Below are 19166 nucleotides of genomic sequence, written 5' to 3'. Positions count from 1 at the left end.
TCCCGAAAGGAGCGGACAGTGTTCCGAGTAGGCGGTTAACGCGCCGTTATTGTCGAGCCGGCTTCATTCAGCAGGCACGGGCCTCAGGAGGCCCGCGCCACCGCCTGCCGCGAACGCTCGCGGCGCCGTGCGCGCATCGCTTTCCAGCGATCGGCGAGGCAGGTGAAGACCACATACAGGGCCGGGGTGCTGAGCAGGGTGAGGCTCTGCGAGATGATCAGGCCGCCGATCAACGCGATACCCAGCGGCCGGCGCAGCTCCGAGCCTTCGCCCAGGCCGATCGCGATCGGCAGCGCGGCGAGGATCGCCACCATGGTGGTCATCATGATCGGGCGGAAACGCACCACGCAGGCCTCGCGCGCCGCTTCCAGCGGCGACTTGCCGTGCTCGCGCTGGGCCACCAGGGCGAAGTCGATCATCATGATCGCGTTCTTTTTCACGATGCCGATCAACAGCACCAGCGCGATCTGCGCGACGATCGACAGCTCCGTATCGGTGAGCCACAGCGCCAGCAGCGCGCCCATGCCCGCCGCCGGCAGCGTGGAGAGGATGGTCACCGGATGGATCAGGCTCTCGTAGAGCATGCCCAGCACGATGTACACGGTGACGATCGCCGCCAGCAGCAACAGCAGCATGCCGCCCTGCGACTGCTGGAAACGGCGGAAATCGCCGCCCACGTTGAGGCGGATGTCGCCCGGCATGCGCATATTGGTGACGGTGGCCTGCACGATCTGCATCGCCTCGCCCATGCTTATGCCGGGGGCGAGGTTGAAGCTCAGGTCCATCGTCGAATACTGGTTCTCGTGCGAGATGGTCGACGGCGCCACGCCCGGCTCCTGCCGCGCGAACGCGGTGAGCGGCACCATCTCGCCCTTGGTATTGGCCACGTACAAGCGGTTGATCGCCTCGGGCGTGGCGGTCTCGTTGGGTAGCGCGTTGAGCACCACCTTGTACTGGTTGATATCGGAATAGATGGTGGAGATCTGGCGCTGGCCGAAGGCGTTGTACAGCGCGCTGTCGATGGTGCCGATGCCCACACCCAGGCGTGCGGCCTTGTCGCGGTCGACCACGATGTTCTGGCGCAGGCCGGCGTCGTCGACGTCCGAACCCACGTCCTTCAGCTTGGGGTTCTTCTTCAGCTCGTTGACCAGCTTGGGCAGCCAGGTCTGCAGCTCGCCGATATCGTTGCCCTGCAGCGAGATCTGGTACTGCGCGCCCTGCCCGCTGCCGCCGAAGCCGCCGCTGGGCAGGTCCTGCAGCGGACGCAGGCGCAGGTTGAGGTCGGGGAACTTGGCGGCCTTCGCGCTCAGCCGGTCGAGCACCTGGAAGGTGGTTTCATGGCGCCCTTCCGCACGCGTCTTCAGCTCGATGCTGAATGAGCCGCTGGTGCCGGTGCGGCTGGTGCCCAGGCGCGAACTCACCGACTTCACCGCCGGATCGCCCAGCAGCATGCCGGTGAGGCGCTCCTGCCGCTTGATCGTCTCGCCGAAGGACACCGTGGCGCTGGAGGTGGAACGGCCCCAGATCAGGCCGGTGTCCTGCGCCGGGAACAGGCCGGTACGCACCGAGCCGGCCAGGAACACGGTGGCGACGATCAGCGCCAGCGGCGTGAGCGCGAACAGCAGCGTGTGGCGCAGCGAGAAATTCAGCGCCGCGGTGTAGATCGCCAGCATGCCCGCGTGGAACTTGTCCAGCGCGCGGTCCAGGCGCGAGGGTTCTTTCCGCTTCCGGTCGTCGTGCGCGCGCAGGAAGCGTCCGCACAGCGACGGCGTCAGGGTCAGCGACACCAGCATCGACATCACGATGGCCGCGACCAGGGTCAGCGTGAACTCGTGCATGAACAAGCCGGTGAAGCCGCTGGCGAACAACAGCGGTATGAAGACCGCCACCAGCGAAGCGGTGATCGACACGATGGTGAAGCCGATCTCGCGCGCCCCCAGCAAGGTGGCCTCGAAGCGCGACAAGCCTTCGTCCATATGCCGGATGATGTTCTCGATCACCACGATCGCGTCGTCCACCACGAAGCCGATCGCGATCACCAGCGCCAGCAAGGTGAGGTTGTTAAGCGTGTAACCCATCAGGTACATGCACACGAAAGCGCCGGCCAGCGACAGCGGCACGGCCACCGCGGCGATCAAGGTCGGCGCGAGGCGGCGCAGGAACAGCGCCATGGTCAGCACCACCATGGCCAGGCTGATCAGCAGGGTCGCCTGCACTTCGTGCAGCGAGGCGCGGATGGTCGGCGTGCCGTCGAAGTACGGCATCAGCTTGGTGCCGGGCGACAGGAACGAGCGCAGCGTCGGAATCAGTTCGCGCACCGCATCGACGGTGGCGATCACATTGGCATCCGACTTCTTGTACACGTACATCAGCACGCCCGGCTTGCCCTGGTACCAGGCGGCCTGGAACGCGTCCTGCTGGCCGGAGTAAACCTTGGCCACGTCCGACAGGCGCACCGGCGTGCCGTTGCGCGAGGCGATCACCAGGTCGGCGAACTCTTCGGCGGTGTGCAGGTTGTCGTTGGCGGTGATCGCCATCAGGGTCTTGCCGTTGTCCAGGAAACCCTGCGGCGAAGTGACGTTGGCGGCGATCAGCGCGTTGCGGATCTGATCGGGCGACAGGCCCATCGCATTGGCCGCGCGCAGATTGAGGTCGACGCGGATGGCCGGCGTTGCCGCGCCGGCGATGTCCACCGAGGACACACCGTCGAGCTGGCGCAGGCGCTGGGCGAGCAGCGAATCGGCCACGTTGTAGAGCGCGGCGGCCGACTGGGTGTCCGAGGTCAGCGCGAAGGCGATGATCGGGTCGTCGTTCGGGTTGGCTTTCTGGTAGCTGGGCTGGCTGGTCAAGCCGGTGGGCAGGTCCGGCTGGGCGGCATTGATTGCCGCCTGCACGTCGCGCGCGGCCGAATCCAGGTTGCGCCCGCTCTGGAACATCATGAAGACCGAGGCGCTGCCCTCGGAGCTGCGCGAACGCATGGTGTCGATGCCTGCCACCTGGCCCAGGTGGCGCTCCAGCGGCGCGGCCACGGTGGAGGCCATATTGCTGGCGTCCGCACCGGACTGGGCGGCCTGCACGAAGATCACCGGGAACTGGATATCCGGCAGGGCAGCCACGCCCAGCAGCGAGTAACAGATGACGCCAAGTACGAACATCCCGATGGCGAGCAGCGAGGTGCCGATGGGGCGGCGGATGAACGGGCCGGAGATGTTCATGCGGTAAGCGTAGCGGGGGAATGGCCGGCGCGCCGTGCGTGTCGGATGAGGCGGGGTTTCATGAACTGAACGCACCGGCCGGGTATCGGTTGAACATGCGGGCCGGGGCCTTCTGGCACTGGTGCGGATCGCCAGGCCCAGTACGCCGAAAGGGGCGGAGCCTTCCGGCTCCACCCCTTGCTCGCGTCACCGCGTCGTTCCGTTCCTGGCGGCCTCACGCCGCGGCGCTTCCGCCGGTGGCCGCGCGCTCGAGTGCGCGGCGTTCGCGCCGCACCCTCAGCCAGTCGGAAAAACGCTCCATGTACAGGTAGATCACCGGCGTGGTGTACAGCGTCACCAGCTGCGACAACAGCAGGCCGCCCACGATCGATACACCGAGCGGACGGCGCAGCTCCGCGCCGATGCCATTGCCCAGCGCCAGCGGCAATGCACCGAGCATGGCCGCCGCGGTGGTCATCATGATCGGACGGAAGCGCAGCAGGCAGGCGCGGCGGATCGCCTCGGCCGGGCTCATGCCATTGCGCTGCGCCTCGATGGCGAAGTCGATCATCATGATCGCGTTCTTTTTCACGATGCCGATCAAGAGCACGATACCGACGATGCCGTCCACCGACAGGCTCATGCCGCACAGGATCAGCGCCAGCAAGGCGCCCACGCCGGCCGGCGGCAGGGTGGAGATGATCGTCAGCGGGTGGATGTAGCTCTCGTACAGCACGCCCAGCACGATGTAGATCACCACGATCGCGGCGAGCAGCAGCAGCACTTCGTCGCCCAGCGAGGAGGAGAACTCCGCCGCCTTGCCGATGAACTGGCCGCGCACCTGCGCCGGGAAGTTCTGCTGCTGTTCCAGCTCGTGGATCGCCTTGACCGCATCGGACAGCGAATAGCCCGCCGCCACGTTGAACGACAGCGTCACCGCCGGCAGCTGCTGCTGGTGGCTGACCACCAGCGGCGCGCTGGTGATTTCGGCATTGGCCAGCGAGGCGATCGGAATGGTGCCGCCGGCGCCGACCTGGAAGCCGATGTTGCCGGTGTTGCCGATACCCGCCGGCGTGGCCGAGTTGCTCGAAGCGACCTGGCCGAAGGTGGTGGCGTTGCTGCCGGTGAGCGCGCCGTTGCCGTTGCCGCGCACGGTGAGCTTGTTCAGCAGGTCCTGGCTGGTGCGGAATTCCGGTGCCACTTCCAGCACCACGCGGTACTGGTTGAGCTGGGTGAAGATGGTCGAGATCTGGCGCTGGCCGAACGAGTCGTACAGCGTGTCGTCGATGGTCTGCACCGGCACGCCCAGGCGGCTGGCCTTCTCGCGGTCGATGGTCAGCTTCAGCGCGTTGCCGCTGTCGGCCAGGTTGTTGTCCACGTCCGACAGCTCGGGACGCTGGCGCATGGCCTGGGTCATTTGGTTGGCATAGCCGGCCAGTTCCGCCGAGTTCACCGCGGACATCGAGTACTGGTACTCGGTGGCCGCCACGCGGCTGTCCAGCGTCACGTCCTGCACCGGCTTCAGGTACAGCGCCACGCCTGGGATGCCAGACACCGCCTTCTGCAGGCGCGGCAGGATGTTGTCCAGGCCGCCACGGTCGCCACGGTCCTTCAGCACGATGCTGAGCTGGCCCTGGTTGAGCGTGGGGTTGATCGAACCGGCGCCGATGAAGGCGGCCACGCCGCTCACCGCCGGGTCCTTGCGCAGCGCATCGGCGACTGCCTGGGTGCGCTGCTCCATCTGCGGGAAGGCCACGTTCTGGTCGGCCTGCACGACACCGGTGATCAGGCCGGTGTCCTGCTCGGGCAGCAGGCCCTTCGGGATCACCACGTACAGGAACACCGTCACCACCACAGTGATCAGCGCGACGAACATGGTGAAGCGCTGGTGGTCCAGCACCCAGCCCAGGGTGCTGTCGTACAGGTCCACCGTGCGCGACCACACCGTGCGCTTGCCGGCGGCGGCGTGGCGCTCGTGCGCGTCGTCGCCTTCCGGCAGTGCGTCCGGCTTCAGCAGGTAGGCGCACATCATCGGCGTCAGGGTCAGCGACACCAGCATCGAGATCGCCACCGCGATGGTCAGCACCCAGGCGAACTCGTGGAACAGGCGGCCGGTGACGCCGGGCATCAGCAGCAGCGGCAGGAACACCGCGATCAGCGACACCGTCAGCGATAGCACGGTGAAGCCGATTTCCTTGGCGCCGATCTCGGCCGCTTCCTTGCCGCTCTTGCCCTGCTCGATGTAGCGGACGATGTTCTCGATCATCACGATCGCGTCATCGACCACGAAGCCGGTGGCCACGGTGAGCGCCATCAGCGACAGGTTGTCCAGCGACATGCCGGCGAAGGCCATCACGCCGAACGTGCCCATCAGCGACAGCGGCACCGCCACTGACGGAATGATGGTGGCCCACAGGCGGCGCAGGAAGATGAAGATCACCGCCACCACCAGGAACACGGTGAGGATCAGGGTGAACTGCACGTCCTCGACCGAGGCGCGGATGGTCACGGTACGGTCGGCGAACACGTCCAGATGCACGTCGGCCGGCAGCACGCTGCGCAGCTCCGGCATGATCGCGCGGATGTGCTCCACCGTCTGCACGATGTTGGCGCCCGGCTGGCGGCGCACGTCCAGCAACACCGCCGGCTTGCCGTTGGCCCACGCGGCGAGCTGGTCGTTCTCGACGCCGTCGATCACGCGCGCCACGTCGGACAGGCGCACCGGCGCGCCGTTCTTGTAGCTGATGATGGTGGTCTTGTATTCGGCCGCATCGATCAGCTGGTCGTTGGTACCGATGCTGTAGCTCTGCGTCTTGCCGTTGAGCGTGCCCTTGGGCGCGTTCACGTTGGCCTGGGTGAGCGCGCTGCGCACGTCCTCCATGGTCAGGCCGAGGTTGGACAGCTGCGCCGGATTGATCTGGATGCGCACGGCCGGACGTACGTTGCCGGCGATCGAGACCAGGCCCACGCCCTGCACCTGCGACAGCTTCTGCGCCAGGATCGAGTCGGCGATGTCGTTGATATTGCGCAGCGGCAGGGTGTCGGAGGTGAGCTTGAGCGTGAGGATCGGCGCGTCGGCCGGATTCACGCGGTTGTACACCGGCGGATACGGCAGGTTGTTCGGCAGCGTGCCCTTGGCCTGGTTGATCGCGGCCTGCACGTCCTGCGCGGCGATGTCGATGTCGCGGTCCATGGCGAACTGCAGCACGATGGTCGACAGGCCCGCGGACGAGTCCGAGGTCATCATCGCCAGGCCGGAGATCTGGCCGAAGTTGCGCTCCAGCGGCGTGGTGATCAGCGCCGCCATGGTGGACGCGCTGGCGCCCGGATACTGGGTGGTGACCACCAGGCTGGGCGCGTCGATTTCAGGCAGCGCCGAGACCGGCAACTGGCGATAGCCCAGGATGCCGAGCAGCATCACCGCCACCATCAACAGCGAGGTGGCGATCGGCCGGCGGATGAAGAGCGTCGAGAATCCCATGATTACCTGGATGGCCGTCCGTTGTGGACTTCAAGGCGCGGCGCGTCAGTGCGCCGCGTGTGGCGCCGGGCGTCGCGCTGCAAGCGCGCGCCCGGCCGGTGTGGCTTAGCCGCCGCGGCGGCCGCCGCCGTTGCGCTGACCCTTCTTGCCCTGCTGCTGCAGCTCTTCGGCAGTCGGCGCGGCCGGCACTTCGCCCGGCTTGAGCCCCTTCACCTTGCTGCCCGGCTTCAGGCGGAACTGGCCTTCGGTGACGACCTGGTCGCCTTCCTTGAGGCCGGCGCCGATCATCACGTGGCTGTCGCCGACTTCGCCGGCAACCTTCACCGGCTGCATCTTGACCGTGTTGTCGGCCTGCATCTGGTAGACGTAGTCGCCATCCGGGCCGCGCTGCACCGCCTGCGACGGAATCACCAGGCCGCCGGCCACGGTGCGCACCTGCAGCCGCACGTTGACGAACTGGCCCGGCCACAAGTCGCCCTTCTCGTTGGCGAACTGCGAGCGCAGGCGGAAGGTGCCGGTGGTGGTGTCGATCTGGTTGTCGATCACCTTGAGCTGGCCGCCATTGGCGATCGCATGCGCGTCGACGCGGTCCAGTGCGGTGACCTGCAGCGGATCGGTGCTGGCGCGCGAGGCATTGCGCACCGCCTCCAGGTTCTGCTCCGGCAGCGTGAACATCACGTAGATCGGATGCAGCTGGGTGATGGTGACGATGGTGCTGGTGGTGGTGACCAGGTTGCCCGGGTCCACACCGCGGATGCCGGTGACGCCGTCGATCGGCGAGATCACCTTGGTGAAGCCCAGCTGCACCTGCGAGCTGGCGATCGCGGCCACGTCGGCCGCGACCGCGGCCTGGTACTGCGACACCTGGTTGCGCTGGGTGTCCAGGTCCTGCTTGGAGATGTAGCCCTGCGGCGCCAGGTTCTGGCTGCGCGCCAAGTTGGCGCGCGCGGTGGCCAGCAGCGCTTCGTCCTGCGCCTTCTTGCCCAAGGCTTGCTGATAGTTGGCCTGGAAGGTGCGCGGGTCGATCTCGGCGAGCACGTCGCCCTGCTTCACTTCCTGGCCTTCCGTGAACTTCAGGCTCATCAGCTGGCCGGAGACCTGCGGATTGATCGTCACGGTGTTGAGCGCCTGCACGGTGCCCAGCGCGGTCAGGTAGACCGGCACGTCACGCTTGACCACCGGCTCGACGGTCACCGGGACCGGTGCTTCCTTGTCCTTGCCGTCGCCGCCCTTGCCCGAACCACCCTGGCCGTTGCCGGCCGCCTGCCCGCCCTGGCCTTCGCCCGGCTTGTGCATGAGACGGAAACCGACTCCTCCCACGATGATCACGGCGATGACGATCAGCGCGATCTTCCAAAAACGCGACATGAAAAAAGCTCCTGGATGGTAGGCGGGCCCCACCCGACCCCGCCGCGCGCGGATGCGCGCCTGTTTTGATACGACGGCGAAAGGATAGGGGCAGTTCAACGAAAAGGGACAATGCCAGTTGACAGGGGGGGCGCATGACCGATGGCAGGGATGAGCCCGCGCCACTATGCGATCCGTCGATGTCCGTCCGGTGTCGGGGTGAGGGACCGGCACGGGCCGCGCCCGGTTCCCCTGCCGCCATGGTGCCATGATCTGGAAGACAGGCCGGCTCGTTCGTCTATAATCCGGGACTTCATTGCCTGAACCTGCGGTCCGGCCAGGCCCGATGGTTCGCCCACCGTAACGGGGAGTAATTGCGTGAGCGGTTCCATGACGAAATCCGACCAGAGCTTCATGCGCAGCTTCTCGTTGCTGATCGCTGGCCTGGGTGTGCTGACGCTGCTGCTGATCGGCGGTGCGTGGATGATCTACGACGCCGAACCCAAGGAAATCAACCCGGAAGCGGCCAAGAAGGTTGCCGACCGGATCGCCCCCGCGGGCGCCGTATACGCCGGCGACACCGGCCGCGCCGCCATGCAGGCCGCCGCCGACGCCGCTGCCAAGGCCGCCGCCTCGCAGGTCGCCTACGGCGGCAGCACCGACGGCAAGACCATCTACGACAATCTCTGCCACAGCTGCCACACCGCCGGCATCGCCGGTGCGCCGAAGCTGGGCGACAAGGCCTCCTGGGGCCCGCGCATCGCCGAGGGCCTGGATACCCTGGTCAAGCACGCGATCGAGGGCTACCACGGCCCGGACGGCAACTTCATGCCGGCCAAGGGCGGCAACCCGGCGCTCACCGACGAGCAGGTGAAGAACGCCGTGCATTGGATTGTGGACCAGGCGAAGTAAACGCCTCGCTCCAGGCAGAACAAAGCGAAACGCCGCCTCCGGGCGGCGTTTTTCGTTCTAGTGATAGTCGTCCTCGCGCTGATCCCTCACCGCGAGCACTTGTACCTCGCTCCCTCGGATCTCGAACAGCGCCACTAACCCGGCAGGGCCAAAGCTGATCAGCAGCTCGCGCAGAAACGGGTCGGCTTCATCGGCCTTGCGGCAGGTGTAGGGAAAATCCTTGAGCAACTCGGTCGCCTTGGCGACGGCTGCAGGCGCGCGCTCGGCTGCGGCCCGGCCGTGGCCAAGCAGGCTATCGAAACAGCGCAGCAGGTCGTCGCGGGCTTCTTCCGTGTAGCGGACGCGATAAGTCACTCATCGCCCTCGCACCGTGGCGACGCCTCGAGCAGGGCGGCGAGCTCGCTCAGCATGTCGTCGGCCTCGACATGACGACCGCTGCGATGCGCCCTCTCCGCCGACGCCCGCCCACGCGCGATGAACTCGCGCTGCGCCGTGCGCCGGTGGATCTCGGCGCGCAGCGAGGCTTCGGTGAAGGCCGACAGGCTTTCGCCCGGGCGGAGCACGCCCAGCACCTGTTCGCGGAATGCGGGGTCGACGCGCAAGGGAGGAATAACCGCAGTCTTCATGGAGAATCTGCCATGTATAGCAATTGCTATGCAATTTAGCACAGTGCTCTTCAGCGCAGTTCGGAGGCTTCCCCATTCGCGATCCAGTCCGCCGCGAAGGCCCGCAGCTGCGGAAAGAACGCCTCGAAGCGCTCGTGCAGCGGCTGCTCCAGCTCGAGCAGCACCGGCATCGCGTCGCCCACCGGATTGGCGCGGCTCAGGCGCGCGGACACGCCACGCAGCGCCCGCTCGATCTCGCCGCGCTCGGCGTAGCCGGCCGGGAGGCCGTGGACCTCCATATAAGCAAGGAAGCGCTGCAGTCCTTCCGGCAGCAGCTCGCGATGCCGATGCAGCAAGGCGCGCAGCTGGTCCGAATACACATCCAGCGGCTCGGCGCTCCAGCTCGCGAAATCCCGCGCCAGCAGATGATCGAACCACATGTCCAGCAGGATCCCGCCGAAGCGCCGGTACGGCGAAGGCAGCAGGCGCCTCGCCTCCGCCACCTCCGGGTGGGCGTCGGTGTACACGTCGATGGCGCGATGCAGGCGGATGCCGTCGATCACCCGCGGCGGGAACCGTTGCGGATCGGGCTTGCCGTGTACGAAGTCGCCCAGCATGCCGCCCAGGCGCAGGTCCGCGTCATCGCCCGCCAGCAGGGCATGGGCCAGATGGTTCATGCGCGCGGTTCCCGCGCCGACGGGCGGCGGACCGGCCCGGCGGTTATCATTCTGCGCATGACTCCCATCGCCTTCCCCAACGATCCGGATCAGTTTCCCGGTGAAGAAGCCAGCTTCGCGCTGAGCGGCCCGGCCGGCAAGCTCGAAACGATCAGCAACGTCGCCGAGCCCGCCGATGCGCGCCGCGGCGTGGCCGTGATCTGCCACCCCAACCCCGTGGAAGGGGGCACCATGCATAACAAGGTGGTGACCATGGTGGAGCGCAGCCTGCGCGAACGAGGGCTGGACACGGTGCGCTTCAACTTCCGCGGCACCGGCGCCTCCGAAGGGCAGCACGACTACGGCAACGGCGAGAGCGACGACCTGGCCGCGGTGGTGCGCTGGGTACGCAGCGTGCGCCCGGGCGACGCCCTGTGGCTGGCCGGTTTTTCCTTCGGCAGCTACGTCAGCCTGCGCAACGCCGTCGAGCTCGATGCCGATGCCTTGATCAGCATCGCCCCGCCGGTTGCGCGCCGCCACTACGAGTTCGACGCGATCCCGCTGCCGTCCTGCCCCTGGCTGGTGGTGATGGGCGAGAGCGACGAAGTGGTCGATCCGCAGGCAGTGTTCGACTGGATCGACAGCCTGCCGAAGAAGCCCGAGCTGGTGCGCATGCCCGACACCGGGCATTTCTTCCATCGCCGCCTGATGGACCTGCGCGGCGCGATCAAGCACGTGGTGCAGGACTGGCTGCCGCCCCCGCGCGGCTGACGCGCCCCGCCTCGATCTCTCCCCATGAGCGAAACACCTCCGATCGCGCCGAGTGCGCGCTACCAAGACGGCGTCGCCGCGCACCGCTGGGAAAGCGATCCCGCCCAGCTGGCGGTGCTGCCCGAGTTCGACCGCATGCACGCGGCGCTGACCGCCGCGCGCGAAGACAGCAGCGGCCTGTTCGGACGACTGAAGTCGCTGCTCGGCAGCGAACCGCGCGAGGCCGTGCCTGGCCTGTACCTGTGGGGCAGCGTGGGCCGCGGCAAGACCTTTCTGATGGACCTGTTCGTGGCCAGCCTGCCGCAGGGCATCGCGCTGCGCCGGCATTACCACCGTTTCATGGGTGAGGTGCACGAACGCCTGCGCGAACTGGGCAACCGCCAGGATCCGCTGCCGGAAGTAGCCGAGGGCATCGCCGCGCGCTGCCGCGTGCTGTGCCTGGACGAGTTCCTGGTCAACGACATCGGCGACGCGATGATCATCGGCACCTTGCTGGAGGCACTGTTCGCCCGCGGCGTGAGCCTGGTCACCACCTCCAACACGCAACCGAAAAATCTCTACAAGGACGGCCTGCAGCGCGCGCGCTTCCTGCCCGCGATCGCCTTGCTGGAAAAGCACTGCCACGTGGTGGAGATGATCTCCTCGCGCGACTGGCGCCTGCGCGCGCTGACCCAGGCGCCGGTGTACTTCACCCCGCCCAGCGCCGAGGCCGAGCGCTCGCTGGCGCGCATCTTCAGCACCCAGGCACAGGGCGAAGCGACGGAAGGCGGCGACATCGTCGTCAATGACCGCCCGATTCCGCTGCGCAAGCGCGCCGAGAACATTCTCTGGTTCGACTTCGACGCACTGTGCGAAGGCCCGCGCGCCGTGGCCGACTACATCGCCATCGCCAAGGCCGGCCCGGCGGTGATCGTCTCCAACGTGCCGCAGTTCAGCATCTACAGCGAAGACGCCGCGCGCCGCTTCGTGCTGCTGGTGGATGAGTTCTACGATCGCCATGTGAAGCTGATCCTGTCTGCTGCCGCGCCGATCACCGAGCTGTACGACGGCGAGCGTCTGCGCGCGGAGTTCGGGCGCACGGAGTCGCGGCTGATCGAGATGCAGAGCGAGGAGTATCTGGCCTCGCCGCATCTGCCGTAGTCGGCTCGGCGGCCGGCGGGCCACCGAGCCGCTCGCTCTGGCGTGCTGTGCTTTCTTCGGACGGTGGACCTGTCGTCCTTCAGTCCGCGCAGCACCCAGAGCGCTGGGCCATGGCACGCATGCCATGAAAAGTGGCTGAAAAACACGACCTAGCGGACATTCGATCCGGAAATGCGCGGTCGCTTGGCCTCGGTGGATTTCTGCCAGACGAACCTGAGGCTGTTCCACAGATCACCCGAACTGAGGTCGGCCTACACCCCCGGCGCTCCCCGTTCGGCACACCCGTTACCGAATGAGACGACACCGATCTGGTAGACGCGGCCACCGATACTGCGAACGATCGGGCCGCCGCTATCGCCCTGGCACGAATCCTTGCCTCGGATGCCTGCGCAGAAATACGTATCCAGATCATTCCCTGGATAGGCAATCGCACACTCCTCCGGCGCAAGCATGGGCACCTCTACCTCGCGAAGCCGATTCGGGAAAAACGGCAGCTCCGCATCGGTGTTGCCCCAACCCAGTACCGTGGCCGTCTGCCCGGGACGGTACAAGGCATCGCTGCCCAGCGTGGGCAGTCTGACGGGAACGACGCCACGGACGGACCCATCGAGAAACACCAAGGCAAGATCGGAGGCTACGGCCGTACTGATCGCCACCGCTCGTATGCCTCGGCGCTGCGCGCCGACCTGATCCGAAAGCAGGGTCTGCCCGATGCTCACCGTGAACATCGCCGCGTTTGCATCCGTGATGTCGCTGACGCAGTGAGCGGCGGTAATCACCACATCCCGACGGTAAAGCGATCCCCCGCAGAAATGCTGCTTTCCGAATTGCACTGAGGCCATGAAAGGGTATTTCCCTCTGGATACTTCCTGGCCGCCGATGATGCGCGGCTCGATGGCAGGCTTGCTTTCCACGGAACCCCGCGGCGCGGCGAAGGCCGGACACGCGATGGTGAGCGCGAGCAGGCCGGCCATCCATGCCGCTATTTTGTTCGTCGTTATTCTCGAGCGCATTTTCATGGTGCGTCTCCCATTGAATGGAAAAAGGGCTACCAGATGCATCGCGACGGGCGTTGGAATCCAGCGCTTACGCAGCGACAAGTAAACGCCTCGCCGACGGTTTCATACATCGCAGAAATCCGAAAATTTCTTCGGAATTTTCAGCGTTAGTCGCGCAGGGCGCGCTGCATATCGGGAACGGTCCCAAATGCGACCTCGAAAGCCACCACCAGGACACCTGCACGCATACGCTGCACTCCGGACACCCCATTCCGGAGGATCCTTACGATGCGCCGCACGCTGCTCGCACTAACTCTTGCCGCTGTCTCGATCACCTCGGCCCAAGCCACCGACACCGCTCAGCTCGTCCGGCGCGAACTGCCCCAGGTCACCACGTGGCGGCGCGAAATCCACCAGCACCCCGAGCTGAGCAACCGCGAGACGCGCACCGCCGCGCTGGTGGCCGAGCAATTGAAGAAGCTCGGCCTGGAGGTGCATACCGGCATCGCGCACACCGGCGTGGCGGGCATCCTCAAGGGCGGCAAGCCGGGGCCGAAGCTGGCGCTGCGCGCCGACATGGATGCGCTGCCGGTGACCGAGGAAGTGGAGCTGCCGTTCGCCTCCCGGGTGCAGGGCGAGTACCGCGGCAAGTCCACCGGCGTGATGCATGCCTGCGGCCACGACGCGCATACCGCGATGCTGCTGGGCCTGGCCACCGTGCTGGCCGGCATGAAGCAGGAATTGCCCGGCGCAGTGATGTTCCTGTTCCAGCCGGCCGAGGAAGGCGCTCCGGCAGGTGAAGAAGGCGGCGCGCCGCTGATGCTGAAGGAAGGCGTGTTCCGCGACTTCAAGCCCGATGCCGTGTTCGGCATGCACGTGATCAGCACGCTCAACGTCGGCGCGGTCGCGCTGCGGCCCGGCCCCGCCCTGGCCGGCGCGGACGGCTTCAAGCTGGTGATCCACGGCCGCCAGACCCACGGCGCGATGCCCTGGAACGGTGTCGATCCCATCGTCACCGCAGCGCAGATCGTCAACCAGGCGCAGACCATCGTCAGCCGCAGGCTCGATATCGGCACCCTGCCGGCGGTGCTCAGCTTCGGCATCGTGGAGGGCGGCGCGCGCCACAACATCGTTCCCGACAAAGTGGAGTTGCAAGGCACCTTGCGCACCTTCGATGCCGGCATGCGCCAACAGGCCATCGACGGCCTGCGCGGCATCGCAGAGCACGTCGCCGCCGCCAACGGCGCCACGGTCGAGGCGCAGATCCCGATGGGCGACAGCTACCCGGTGACGGTCAACGACGCGGCGCTGACCGCACGCGTGCGCGGCAGCCTGGGCAAGGCGATCGGCGGCGAGCACGTGATCGAAGCCCCGCTGGCGATGCCCTCGGAAGACTTCGCCCATTTCGCCAGGGCGGTGCCAAGCGTGTATTTTTTCGTCGGCGCCACGCCAGCCGGGCAGGATGCGGCGAAGGCGCCGGCCAATCACTCGCCCCGGTTCTTCATGGATGAGGAAGCACTACGCATCGGCATGACCGGCATGCTGCAGGCGACTCTCGACTACCTGCAGGCGCCTGCTTCAGAGGCCGCCGCCCCGGAGCAGGACGCAAGTTGAAAGCACGCTATGAGCGCGGCTTCTGTCGAATCGAAACGCCGTCCAGGGCCGGAGGCATGCCGCAACTGCCGGCGCGCAAGGCATCCAGATAAGTCGCCACCAGGGTCGTGGTGCTCTTCTGCACGCCGGCGGCGAACTGGCCGCCGCCGAAGTTCATATGGTTGGCGCCGTCCACTATCGCCAGCCAGCGGCAGCCCGGCCCGAGCCCATCGAACGCCTGCATGCGCCAGCGATAGTCGCCGCCCAGCCCCTGATCGCGCGTGCCGGTAACCAGCAGCATCGGCGCGCGGATCGGTGCCCATGCGCCTGCGGGAAACACCGGCCCCGGTCCTTCCGGCGAGAGCGCCACATAGGCGTCGAAGCCGCCCTTCGGCGCCAATCCCAACTTGTTATGCGCGCCAGCTTCCAGCATCACCGTGATCGCGCCCATCGAATGGCCCAATAGCGCCTTGAATGGCGCAGGGCAGCGCTGTTCGGACCAGGCCAGGGCAGCGTCGACATCGAGGAAGCGCGCGCGATACGCCGGTGCGTCGGTGACCAGCGCGGTGATGCCGCCCTTGAAGCCACCGCTGCGCAAGTCCTGTTTCAGCACCGGCAGGCCGCTTTCGCGGTGGCCCATCGCCACCACCCGCCAGCCGTCGGCGCTGAGCGCCTCGCCCACATAGCGCAGACCCTGCTCGCTGCCGCCGGCGCCATGCGAAACCAGCAGCAAGGGCGGGCAGGCTTTCGTCGCGGCCGGTTCGTACACCATCAGCGGCGTGCTCGCTCCATCGGAACGCGGAACCTCCACACGTTCCACCGCCCCGGCCTGCGCGGTAGCAGCCAGCGCCAGCAGCGCGGCGACGATCTTCGGCGACCTCGGCATGACCCTCTCCCCTTCGGTGGCTTGCACTGCGGTAACGTGGCGGCCTTTCCCGCAAGGAGCCCCGCCATGACCAGCCTGCTCTTCCTCGCCCTGCTATCCACGCCCGGCCTGCCGGCGGACGATTTCTCAACGCGGGTGCAGCAGGCGAAGTTGACCGAGGCCGCCAAGGGCGGGTCGGAGTACCAGAAGGCGATGTGGGCCGCGATCGGCGACCGCACCACCGACGCGCTCAAGGCCTGTATCACCTCCCTGCCCAAGCCCAACAAAACGCCGTTCACCCTGGTCGCCGAGGTGCACCCGGACGGCAGCCTGGGCCGGGTCGAAGTACGCGCCCCCACCGACGTGGCCACCTGCCTGCTCAGCAGCTTCGCCAACTGGAAGCTGCCGGCTCCCCCGGCCAGCCCGGCGCCGTATCCGATCGAGGTGGATTTCACGATCGAGCCCTGAGCTTGCCCGGCACGGGCGGGTCCACAAGATTTTGGGAAACCCGCCAGCCCGCGCCACGCCTCGCACCAGGCCACTTATCCACCGATCTATGCACAAGTTATTGGGTTGACCGACCCCGGCTAACCCCTATATGTTGTGCCGGTCGGTGCCTTTCTCAGACCCACGGTCGGATTGGCTTAATAGGGAATCCGGTTTGAATCCGGAACTGCCCCGCAGCGGTAAGCGGAAACGAAAGCTCCCATCGCACTGGCCCGGGAGGCTGGGAAGCGGGGGCAAGTAGGTCGGATCGATCGCCCACGAACGATCCATGTCTGCGAGTCCGAAGACCTGCCGGCACATCGCGACAAGAGCGTCGCGATGAGTGATGGCGGCTTCCGCGGGGAGGCGCGCCGTGGCGCGGAGCATTCGCTCCGGCGCACGGCCGTCCGCGCAGAAACCGTCCTGTCTCAGCCCTGCGCGCGGGAGCAGGTCGTTGAAGCCTTTGGCCTGGAGCGATGCCGCCATGCAACCTATCGATACCGACTCGCGCGAACGCACCGACGATCGCGCGGACGCATCCGCCTTCCCCGCCGCCACCGACGCGGCCACGCCTGAGCCCGCGCGCATGGAAGCCGTCGCGGAAACGCCGTTCGCCCTCACCCCTCCGCACAACCCTGGCCAGATGCGTGTGACCAAGCGCAACGGCAGCCAGGAGATCGTCGACGTCAACAAGATCGTGCGCGCGGTGACCCGCAGCGGCGAAGGCCTGCACGCGGTCGATCCGCTGCGGGTGGCGCTGAAGACCATCGGCGGCCTGTACGACGGCGCCACCACGCGCGAGCTGGACGAGCTGTCGATCCGCACCGCCGCCGCGCTCACCGCCGAGGAACCCGAGTACGGCCAGCTCGCCGCGCGCCTGCTGGGCGCATATGTCGACAAGGAAGTGAGCGGCCAGGAAATCCAGAGCTTTTCCCAGTCGGTCGCGCGCGGCGCGGAGCTGGGCATCCTCAACGAGCGCCTGCGCGACTTCGTCGCCGCCAATGCGCGCAAGCTCAACGACGCGATCGACCCGCTGGCCACGCGCCGCTTCGAGTACTTCGGCCTGCGCACCGTGTACGACCGCTATCTGCTGCGCCATCCGCAGCTGCGCAAGGTGATCGAGACGCCGCAATACTTCTTCATGCGCATCGCCTGTGCGCTGGGCGGCAACGAGGGGGGCACCCATCAAATCAGCGAGACGCTGGAGCTGTACCGCCTGCTGTCCTCGCTGGAATACATGGCCAGCTCGCCCACGCTGTTCAACGCGGGCACCGCGCACGAGCAGCTCAGCTCCTGCTTCCTGCTCGACTCGCCAACCGATTCGCTGGAGTCGATCTACGAGAAGTACGGCGACGTAGCCAAGCTCAGCAAGTTCGCCGGCGGCATCGGCCTGGCCTACTCGCGCGTGCGTTCACGCGGCTCGCTGATCCGCGGCACCAACGGCCATTCCAACGGCCTGGTGCCGTGGCTGAAGACGCTGGACGCCTCGGTCGCCGCGGTGAACCAGGGCGGCAAGCGCAAGGGTGCGGCCTGCGTGTACCTGGAACCGTGGCACGCGGATATCGAGGAATTCCTCGAACTGCGCGACAACACCGGCGACGAGGCGCGCCGCACGCACAACCTCAACCTGGCCAACTGGATTCCCGACGAATTCATGCGCCGCGTCGAGAGCGACAGCGAGTGGTCGCTGTTCGATCCGAAGATCGTGCCGCACTTCGTCGACAGCTGGGGCGAGACCTTCGAGCGCGCCTACCGCGAAGCGGAAGCCGCCGGCATCGCGGTGAAGAAGGTCAAGGCACGCGATCTGTACGCGCGCATGCTGCGCACCCTGGCCCAGACCGGCAACGGCTGGATGACCTTCAAGGACCGCAGCAACGCCACCAGCAATCAGACTGCCAAGCCGCAGAACGTCATCCACCTGTCCAACCTGTGCACCGAGATCCTCGAGGTGACCAACGCCGGCGAGACCGCGGTGTGCAACCTGGGCTCGGTGAACCTGGCGCGCCACGTGGTGGACGGCGTGTTCGACTTCGACAAGCTCGCCGCCACCGCGCGCACCGCCGTGCGCCAACTCGACCGCGTGATCGACCTGAACTTCTATCCGATCGACACCGCGCGCACCGCCAACCAGAAGTGGCGCCCGGTGGGCCTGGGCGTGATGGGCCTGCAGGACGTGTTCTTCAAGCTGCGCCTGCCGTTCGATTCGGCCGAGGCGCTGGCGTTGTCCACGCGCATCGCCGAGGAGATCTACTTCCACGCGCTGTCGATGTCCAACGAGCTGGCGCGCGAGCACGGCGCACATCCGGGTTTCGCGGAAAGCCGCGCCGCCAACGGCGAGCTGCAGTTCGACTACTGGCCGCAGGCCAAGCCGAACGACGACGCCCGCTGGGCATCGCTGCGCGCCAGCGTGAAGGAGCACGGCCTGCGCAACTCGCTGCTGATCGCGATCGCGCCGACCGCCACCATCGCCTCGATCTCCGGCTGCTACGAGTGCATCGAGCCGCAGGTGAGCAACCTGTTCAAGCGCGAGACGCTGTCCGGGGATTTCCTGGTGGTCAACCGCTACCTGGTCGATGAGCTGAAGACCCTGGGCCTGTGGACGGCGGAAGTGCGCGACGCGATCAAGCTGGCGGAAGGCTCGATCCAGGGCATCGCCAACATCCCCGAGCGCCTGCGCCAGATCTACCGCACGGTGTGGGAGCTGCCGCAGAAGGCGCTGATCGACCTTGGTGCCGCGCGCGGCGCCTATATCGACCAGAGCCAGTCGCTGAACCTGTTCATGGAAAACCCGAACATCGGGCAGTTGAGTTCCATGTACATGTACGCGTGGAAGTCGGGCATCAAGACCACGTACTACCTGCGTTCGAGGCCGGCGACCAAGATCGCCAAGACCACGGTGTCGGCATCGCCGAAGGCGGTCGCGGCACCGGTCATCGAGCAGGAGCAGGCCGCGGCGGCCGTGTTCTGCTCGCTGGAAAACCCCGAGTACTGCGAAGCCTGCCAGTAAGTACACGCGAAGCCCCTCTCCCATCGGGAGAGGGGTTGGGGTGAGGGTACGGCCGGAGTGATGAGCCCCACTCCGCCCGAACCCTCATCCGCCTGCCGGCACCTTCTCTCC

Annotated in this window: 14 protein-coding genes and 1 riboswitch; of the genes, 6 read left to right on the top strand and 8 right to left on the bottom strand. The window is 66.9% G+C overall.

Going from position 1 to position 19166, the window contains the following annotated elements:
• Positions 1–83 precede the first annotated feature (83 nt).
• The 3 genes from AB4083_RS10070 to AB4083_RS10060 form a co-directional block, all read right to left on the bottom strand.
• Positions 84–3215, bottom strand: coding sequence for an efflux RND transporter permease subunit (locus AB4083_RS10070; protein ID WP_441607658.1), 3132 nt, complete (start codon positions 3213–3215; stop codon positions 84–86).
• A gap of 214 nt (positions 3216–3429) precedes the next feature.
• Positions 3430–6675 (bottom strand): efflux RND transporter permease subunit, encoded by a 3246-nt coding sequence (locus AB4083_RS10065; protein WP_441607657.1) that lies wholly within the window; start codon positions 6673–6675, stop codon positions 3430–3432.
• A 105-nt stretch (positions 6676–6780) separates the two neighbouring features.
• Positions 6781–8043 carry an efflux RND transporter periplasmic adaptor subunit gene (locus tag AB4083_RS10060; protein ID WP_441607656.1) on the bottom strand — a complete coding sequence of 421 codons (1263 nt, stop codon included), beginning with the start codon at positions 8041–8043 and terminating at the stop codon, positions 6781–6783.
• 369 nt (positions 8044–8412) lie between these two features.
• On the opposite strand from AB4083_RS10060, the gene AB4083_RS10055 reads away from it, so the two are divergent.
• Positions 8413–8934, top strand: coding sequence for a c-type cytochrome (locus AB4083_RS10055; RefSeq protein WP_441607655.1), 522 nt, complete (start codon positions 8413–8415; stop codon positions 8932–8934).
• A 57-nt stretch (positions 8935–8991) separates the two neighbouring features.
• Here the strand turns inward: AB4083_RS10055 and AB4083_RS10050 are convergent, their stop codons facing one another.
• From AB4083_RS10050 to AB4083_RS10040, 3 genes are read right to left on the bottom strand one after another with little or no spacing between them, the layout of a single operon-like run.
• On the bottom strand, positions 8992–9288 hold the full coding sequence (locus AB4083_RS10050) for a type II toxin-antitoxin system RelE/ParE family toxin (RefSeq protein WP_441607654.1): 297 nt from the start codon (positions 9286–9288) through the stop codon (positions 8992–8994).
• On the bottom strand, positions 9285–9560 hold the full coding sequence (locus AB4083_RS10045; protein WP_441607653.1) for a YlcI/YnfO family protein: 276 nt from the start codon (positions 9558–9560) through the stop codon (positions 9285–9287). Before AB4083_RS10045 ends, AB4083_RS10050 begins: the two co-directional genes overlap by 4 nt.
• Positions 9561–9610: 50 nt before the next feature.
• On the bottom strand, positions 9611–10216 hold the full coding sequence (locus AB4083_RS10040; RefSeq protein WP_441607652.1) for an ACP phosphodiesterase: 606 nt from the start codon (positions 10214–10216) through the stop codon (positions 9611–9613).
• Positions 10217–10273: 57 nt separating this feature from the next.
• Here AB4083_RS10040 and AB4083_RS10035 point away from each other — a divergent pair, with 57 nt between their 5' ends.
• Positions 10274–10966, top strand: a complete 693-nt coding sequence (locus AB4083_RS10035; RefSeq protein ID WP_441607651.1) for an alpha/beta hydrolase — start codon at positions 10274–10276, stop codon at positions 10964–10966.
• Between the two features lie 24 nt (positions 10967–10990).
• Positions 10991–12106, top strand: a complete 1116-nt coding sequence (zapE, locus tag AB4083_RS10030; RefSeq protein ID WP_441607650.1) for a cell division protein ZapE — start codon at positions 10991–10993, stop codon at positions 12104–12106.
• A 251-nt stretch (positions 12107–12357) separates the two neighbouring features.
• Here the strand turns inward: zapE and AB4083_RS10025 are convergent, their stop codons facing one another.
• Positions 12358–13206: a S1 family peptidase gene (locus tag AB4083_RS10025; RefSeq protein WP_441607649.1), complete on the bottom strand. Its 849-nt coding sequence runs from the start codon at positions 13204–13206 to the stop codon at positions 12358–12360.
• 186 nt (positions 13207–13392) lie between these two features.
• Here AB4083_RS10025 and AB4083_RS10020 point away from each other — a divergent pair, with 186 nt between their 5' ends.
• Entirely contained in the window at positions 13393–14718 is a 1326-nt protein-coding gene (locus AB4083_RS10020) for an amidohydrolase (RefSeq protein ID WP_441607648.1), read from the top strand.
• Between the two features lie 7 nt (positions 14719–14725).
• Here the strand turns inward: AB4083_RS10020 and AB4083_RS10015 are convergent, their stop codons facing one another.
• Entirely contained in the window at positions 14726–15583 is an 858-nt protein-coding gene (locus AB4083_RS10015; protein WP_441607647.1) for an alpha/beta hydrolase family protein, read from the bottom strand.
• A 66-nt stretch (positions 15584–15649) separates the two neighbouring features.
• On the opposite strand from AB4083_RS10015, the gene AB4083_RS10010 reads away from it, so the two are divergent.
• Both AB4083_RS10010 and AB4083_RS10005 read left to right on the top strand, forming a co-directional pair.
• On the top strand, positions 15650–16030 hold the full coding sequence (locus tag AB4083_RS10010; RefSeq protein ID WP_441607646.1) for a peptidase C13: 381 nt from the start codon (positions 15650–15652) through the stop codon (positions 16028–16030).
• 122 nt (positions 16031–16152) lie between these two features.
• Positions 16153–16379, top strand: a riboswitch (cobalamin riboswitch).
• Positions 16380–16634: 255 nt separating this feature from the next.
• Positions 16635–19055 (top strand): ribonucleoside-diphosphate reductase subunit alpha, encoded by a 2421-nt coding sequence (locus AB4083_RS10005; RefSeq protein ID WP_441607882.1) that lies wholly within the window; start codon positions 16635–16637, stop codon positions 19053–19055.
• Positions 19056–19166: the final 111 nt, after the last annotated feature.

Source organism: Dyella sp. 2RAB6 (genome assembly GCF_052115385.1).
Taxonomy (GTDB): domain Bacteria; phylum Pseudomonadota; class Gammaproteobacteria; order Xanthomonadales; family Rhodanobacteraceae; genus Dyella_D.
Note: the sequence above shows the minus strand (reverse complement) of the source record. Positions and strands in the feature narration are given on the sequence as shown.

Coding starts and splice junctions, on each gene's coding strand:
- AB4083_RS10070 (WP_441607658.1), bottom strand. CDS start 3,215: ATGAACATCTCCGGCCCGTTCATCCGCCGCCCCATCGGCACCTCGCTG.
- AB4083_RS10065 (WP_441607657.1), bottom strand. CDS start 6,675: ATGGGATTCTCGACGCTCTTCATCCGCCGGCCGATCGCCACCTCGCTG.
- AB4083_RS10060 (WP_441607656.1), bottom strand. CDS start 8,043: ATGTCGCGTTTTTGGAAGATCGCGCTGATCGTCATCGCCGTGATCATC.
- AB4083_RS10055 (WP_441607655.1), top strand. CDS start 8,413: ATGACGAAATCCGACCAGAGCTTCATGCGCAGCTTCTCGTTGCTGATC.
- AB4083_RS10045 (WP_441607653.1), bottom strand. CDS start 9,560: ATGAAGACTGCGGTTATTCCTCCCTTGCGCGTCGACCCCGCATTCCGC.
- AB4083_RS10040 (WP_441607652.1), bottom strand. CDS start 10,216: ATGAACCATCTGGCCCATGCCCTGCTGGCGGGCGATGACGCGGACCTG.
- AB4083_RS10035 (WP_441607651.1), top strand. CDS start 10,274: ATGACTCCCATCGCCTTCCCCAACGATCCGGATCAGTTTCCCGGTGAA.
- zapE (WP_441607650.1), top strand. CDS start 10,991: ATGAGCGAAACACCTCCGATCGCGCCGAGTGCGCGCTACCAAGACGGC.
- AB4083_RS10020 (WP_441607648.1), top strand. CDS start 13,393: ATGCGCCGCACGCTGCTCGCACTAACTCTTGCCGCTGTCTCGATCACC.
- AB4083_RS10015 (WP_441607647.1), bottom strand. CDS start 15,583: ATGCCGAGGTCGCCGAAGATCGTCGCCGCGCTGCTGGCGCTGGCTGCT.
- AB4083_RS10010 (WP_441607646.1), top strand. CDS start 15,650: ATGACCAGCCTGCTCTTCCTCGCCCTGCTATCCACGCCCGGCCTGCCG.
- AB4083_RS10005 (WP_441607882.1), top strand. CDS start 16,635: ATGGAAGCCGTCGCGGAAACGCCGTTCGCCCTCACCCCTCCGCACAAC.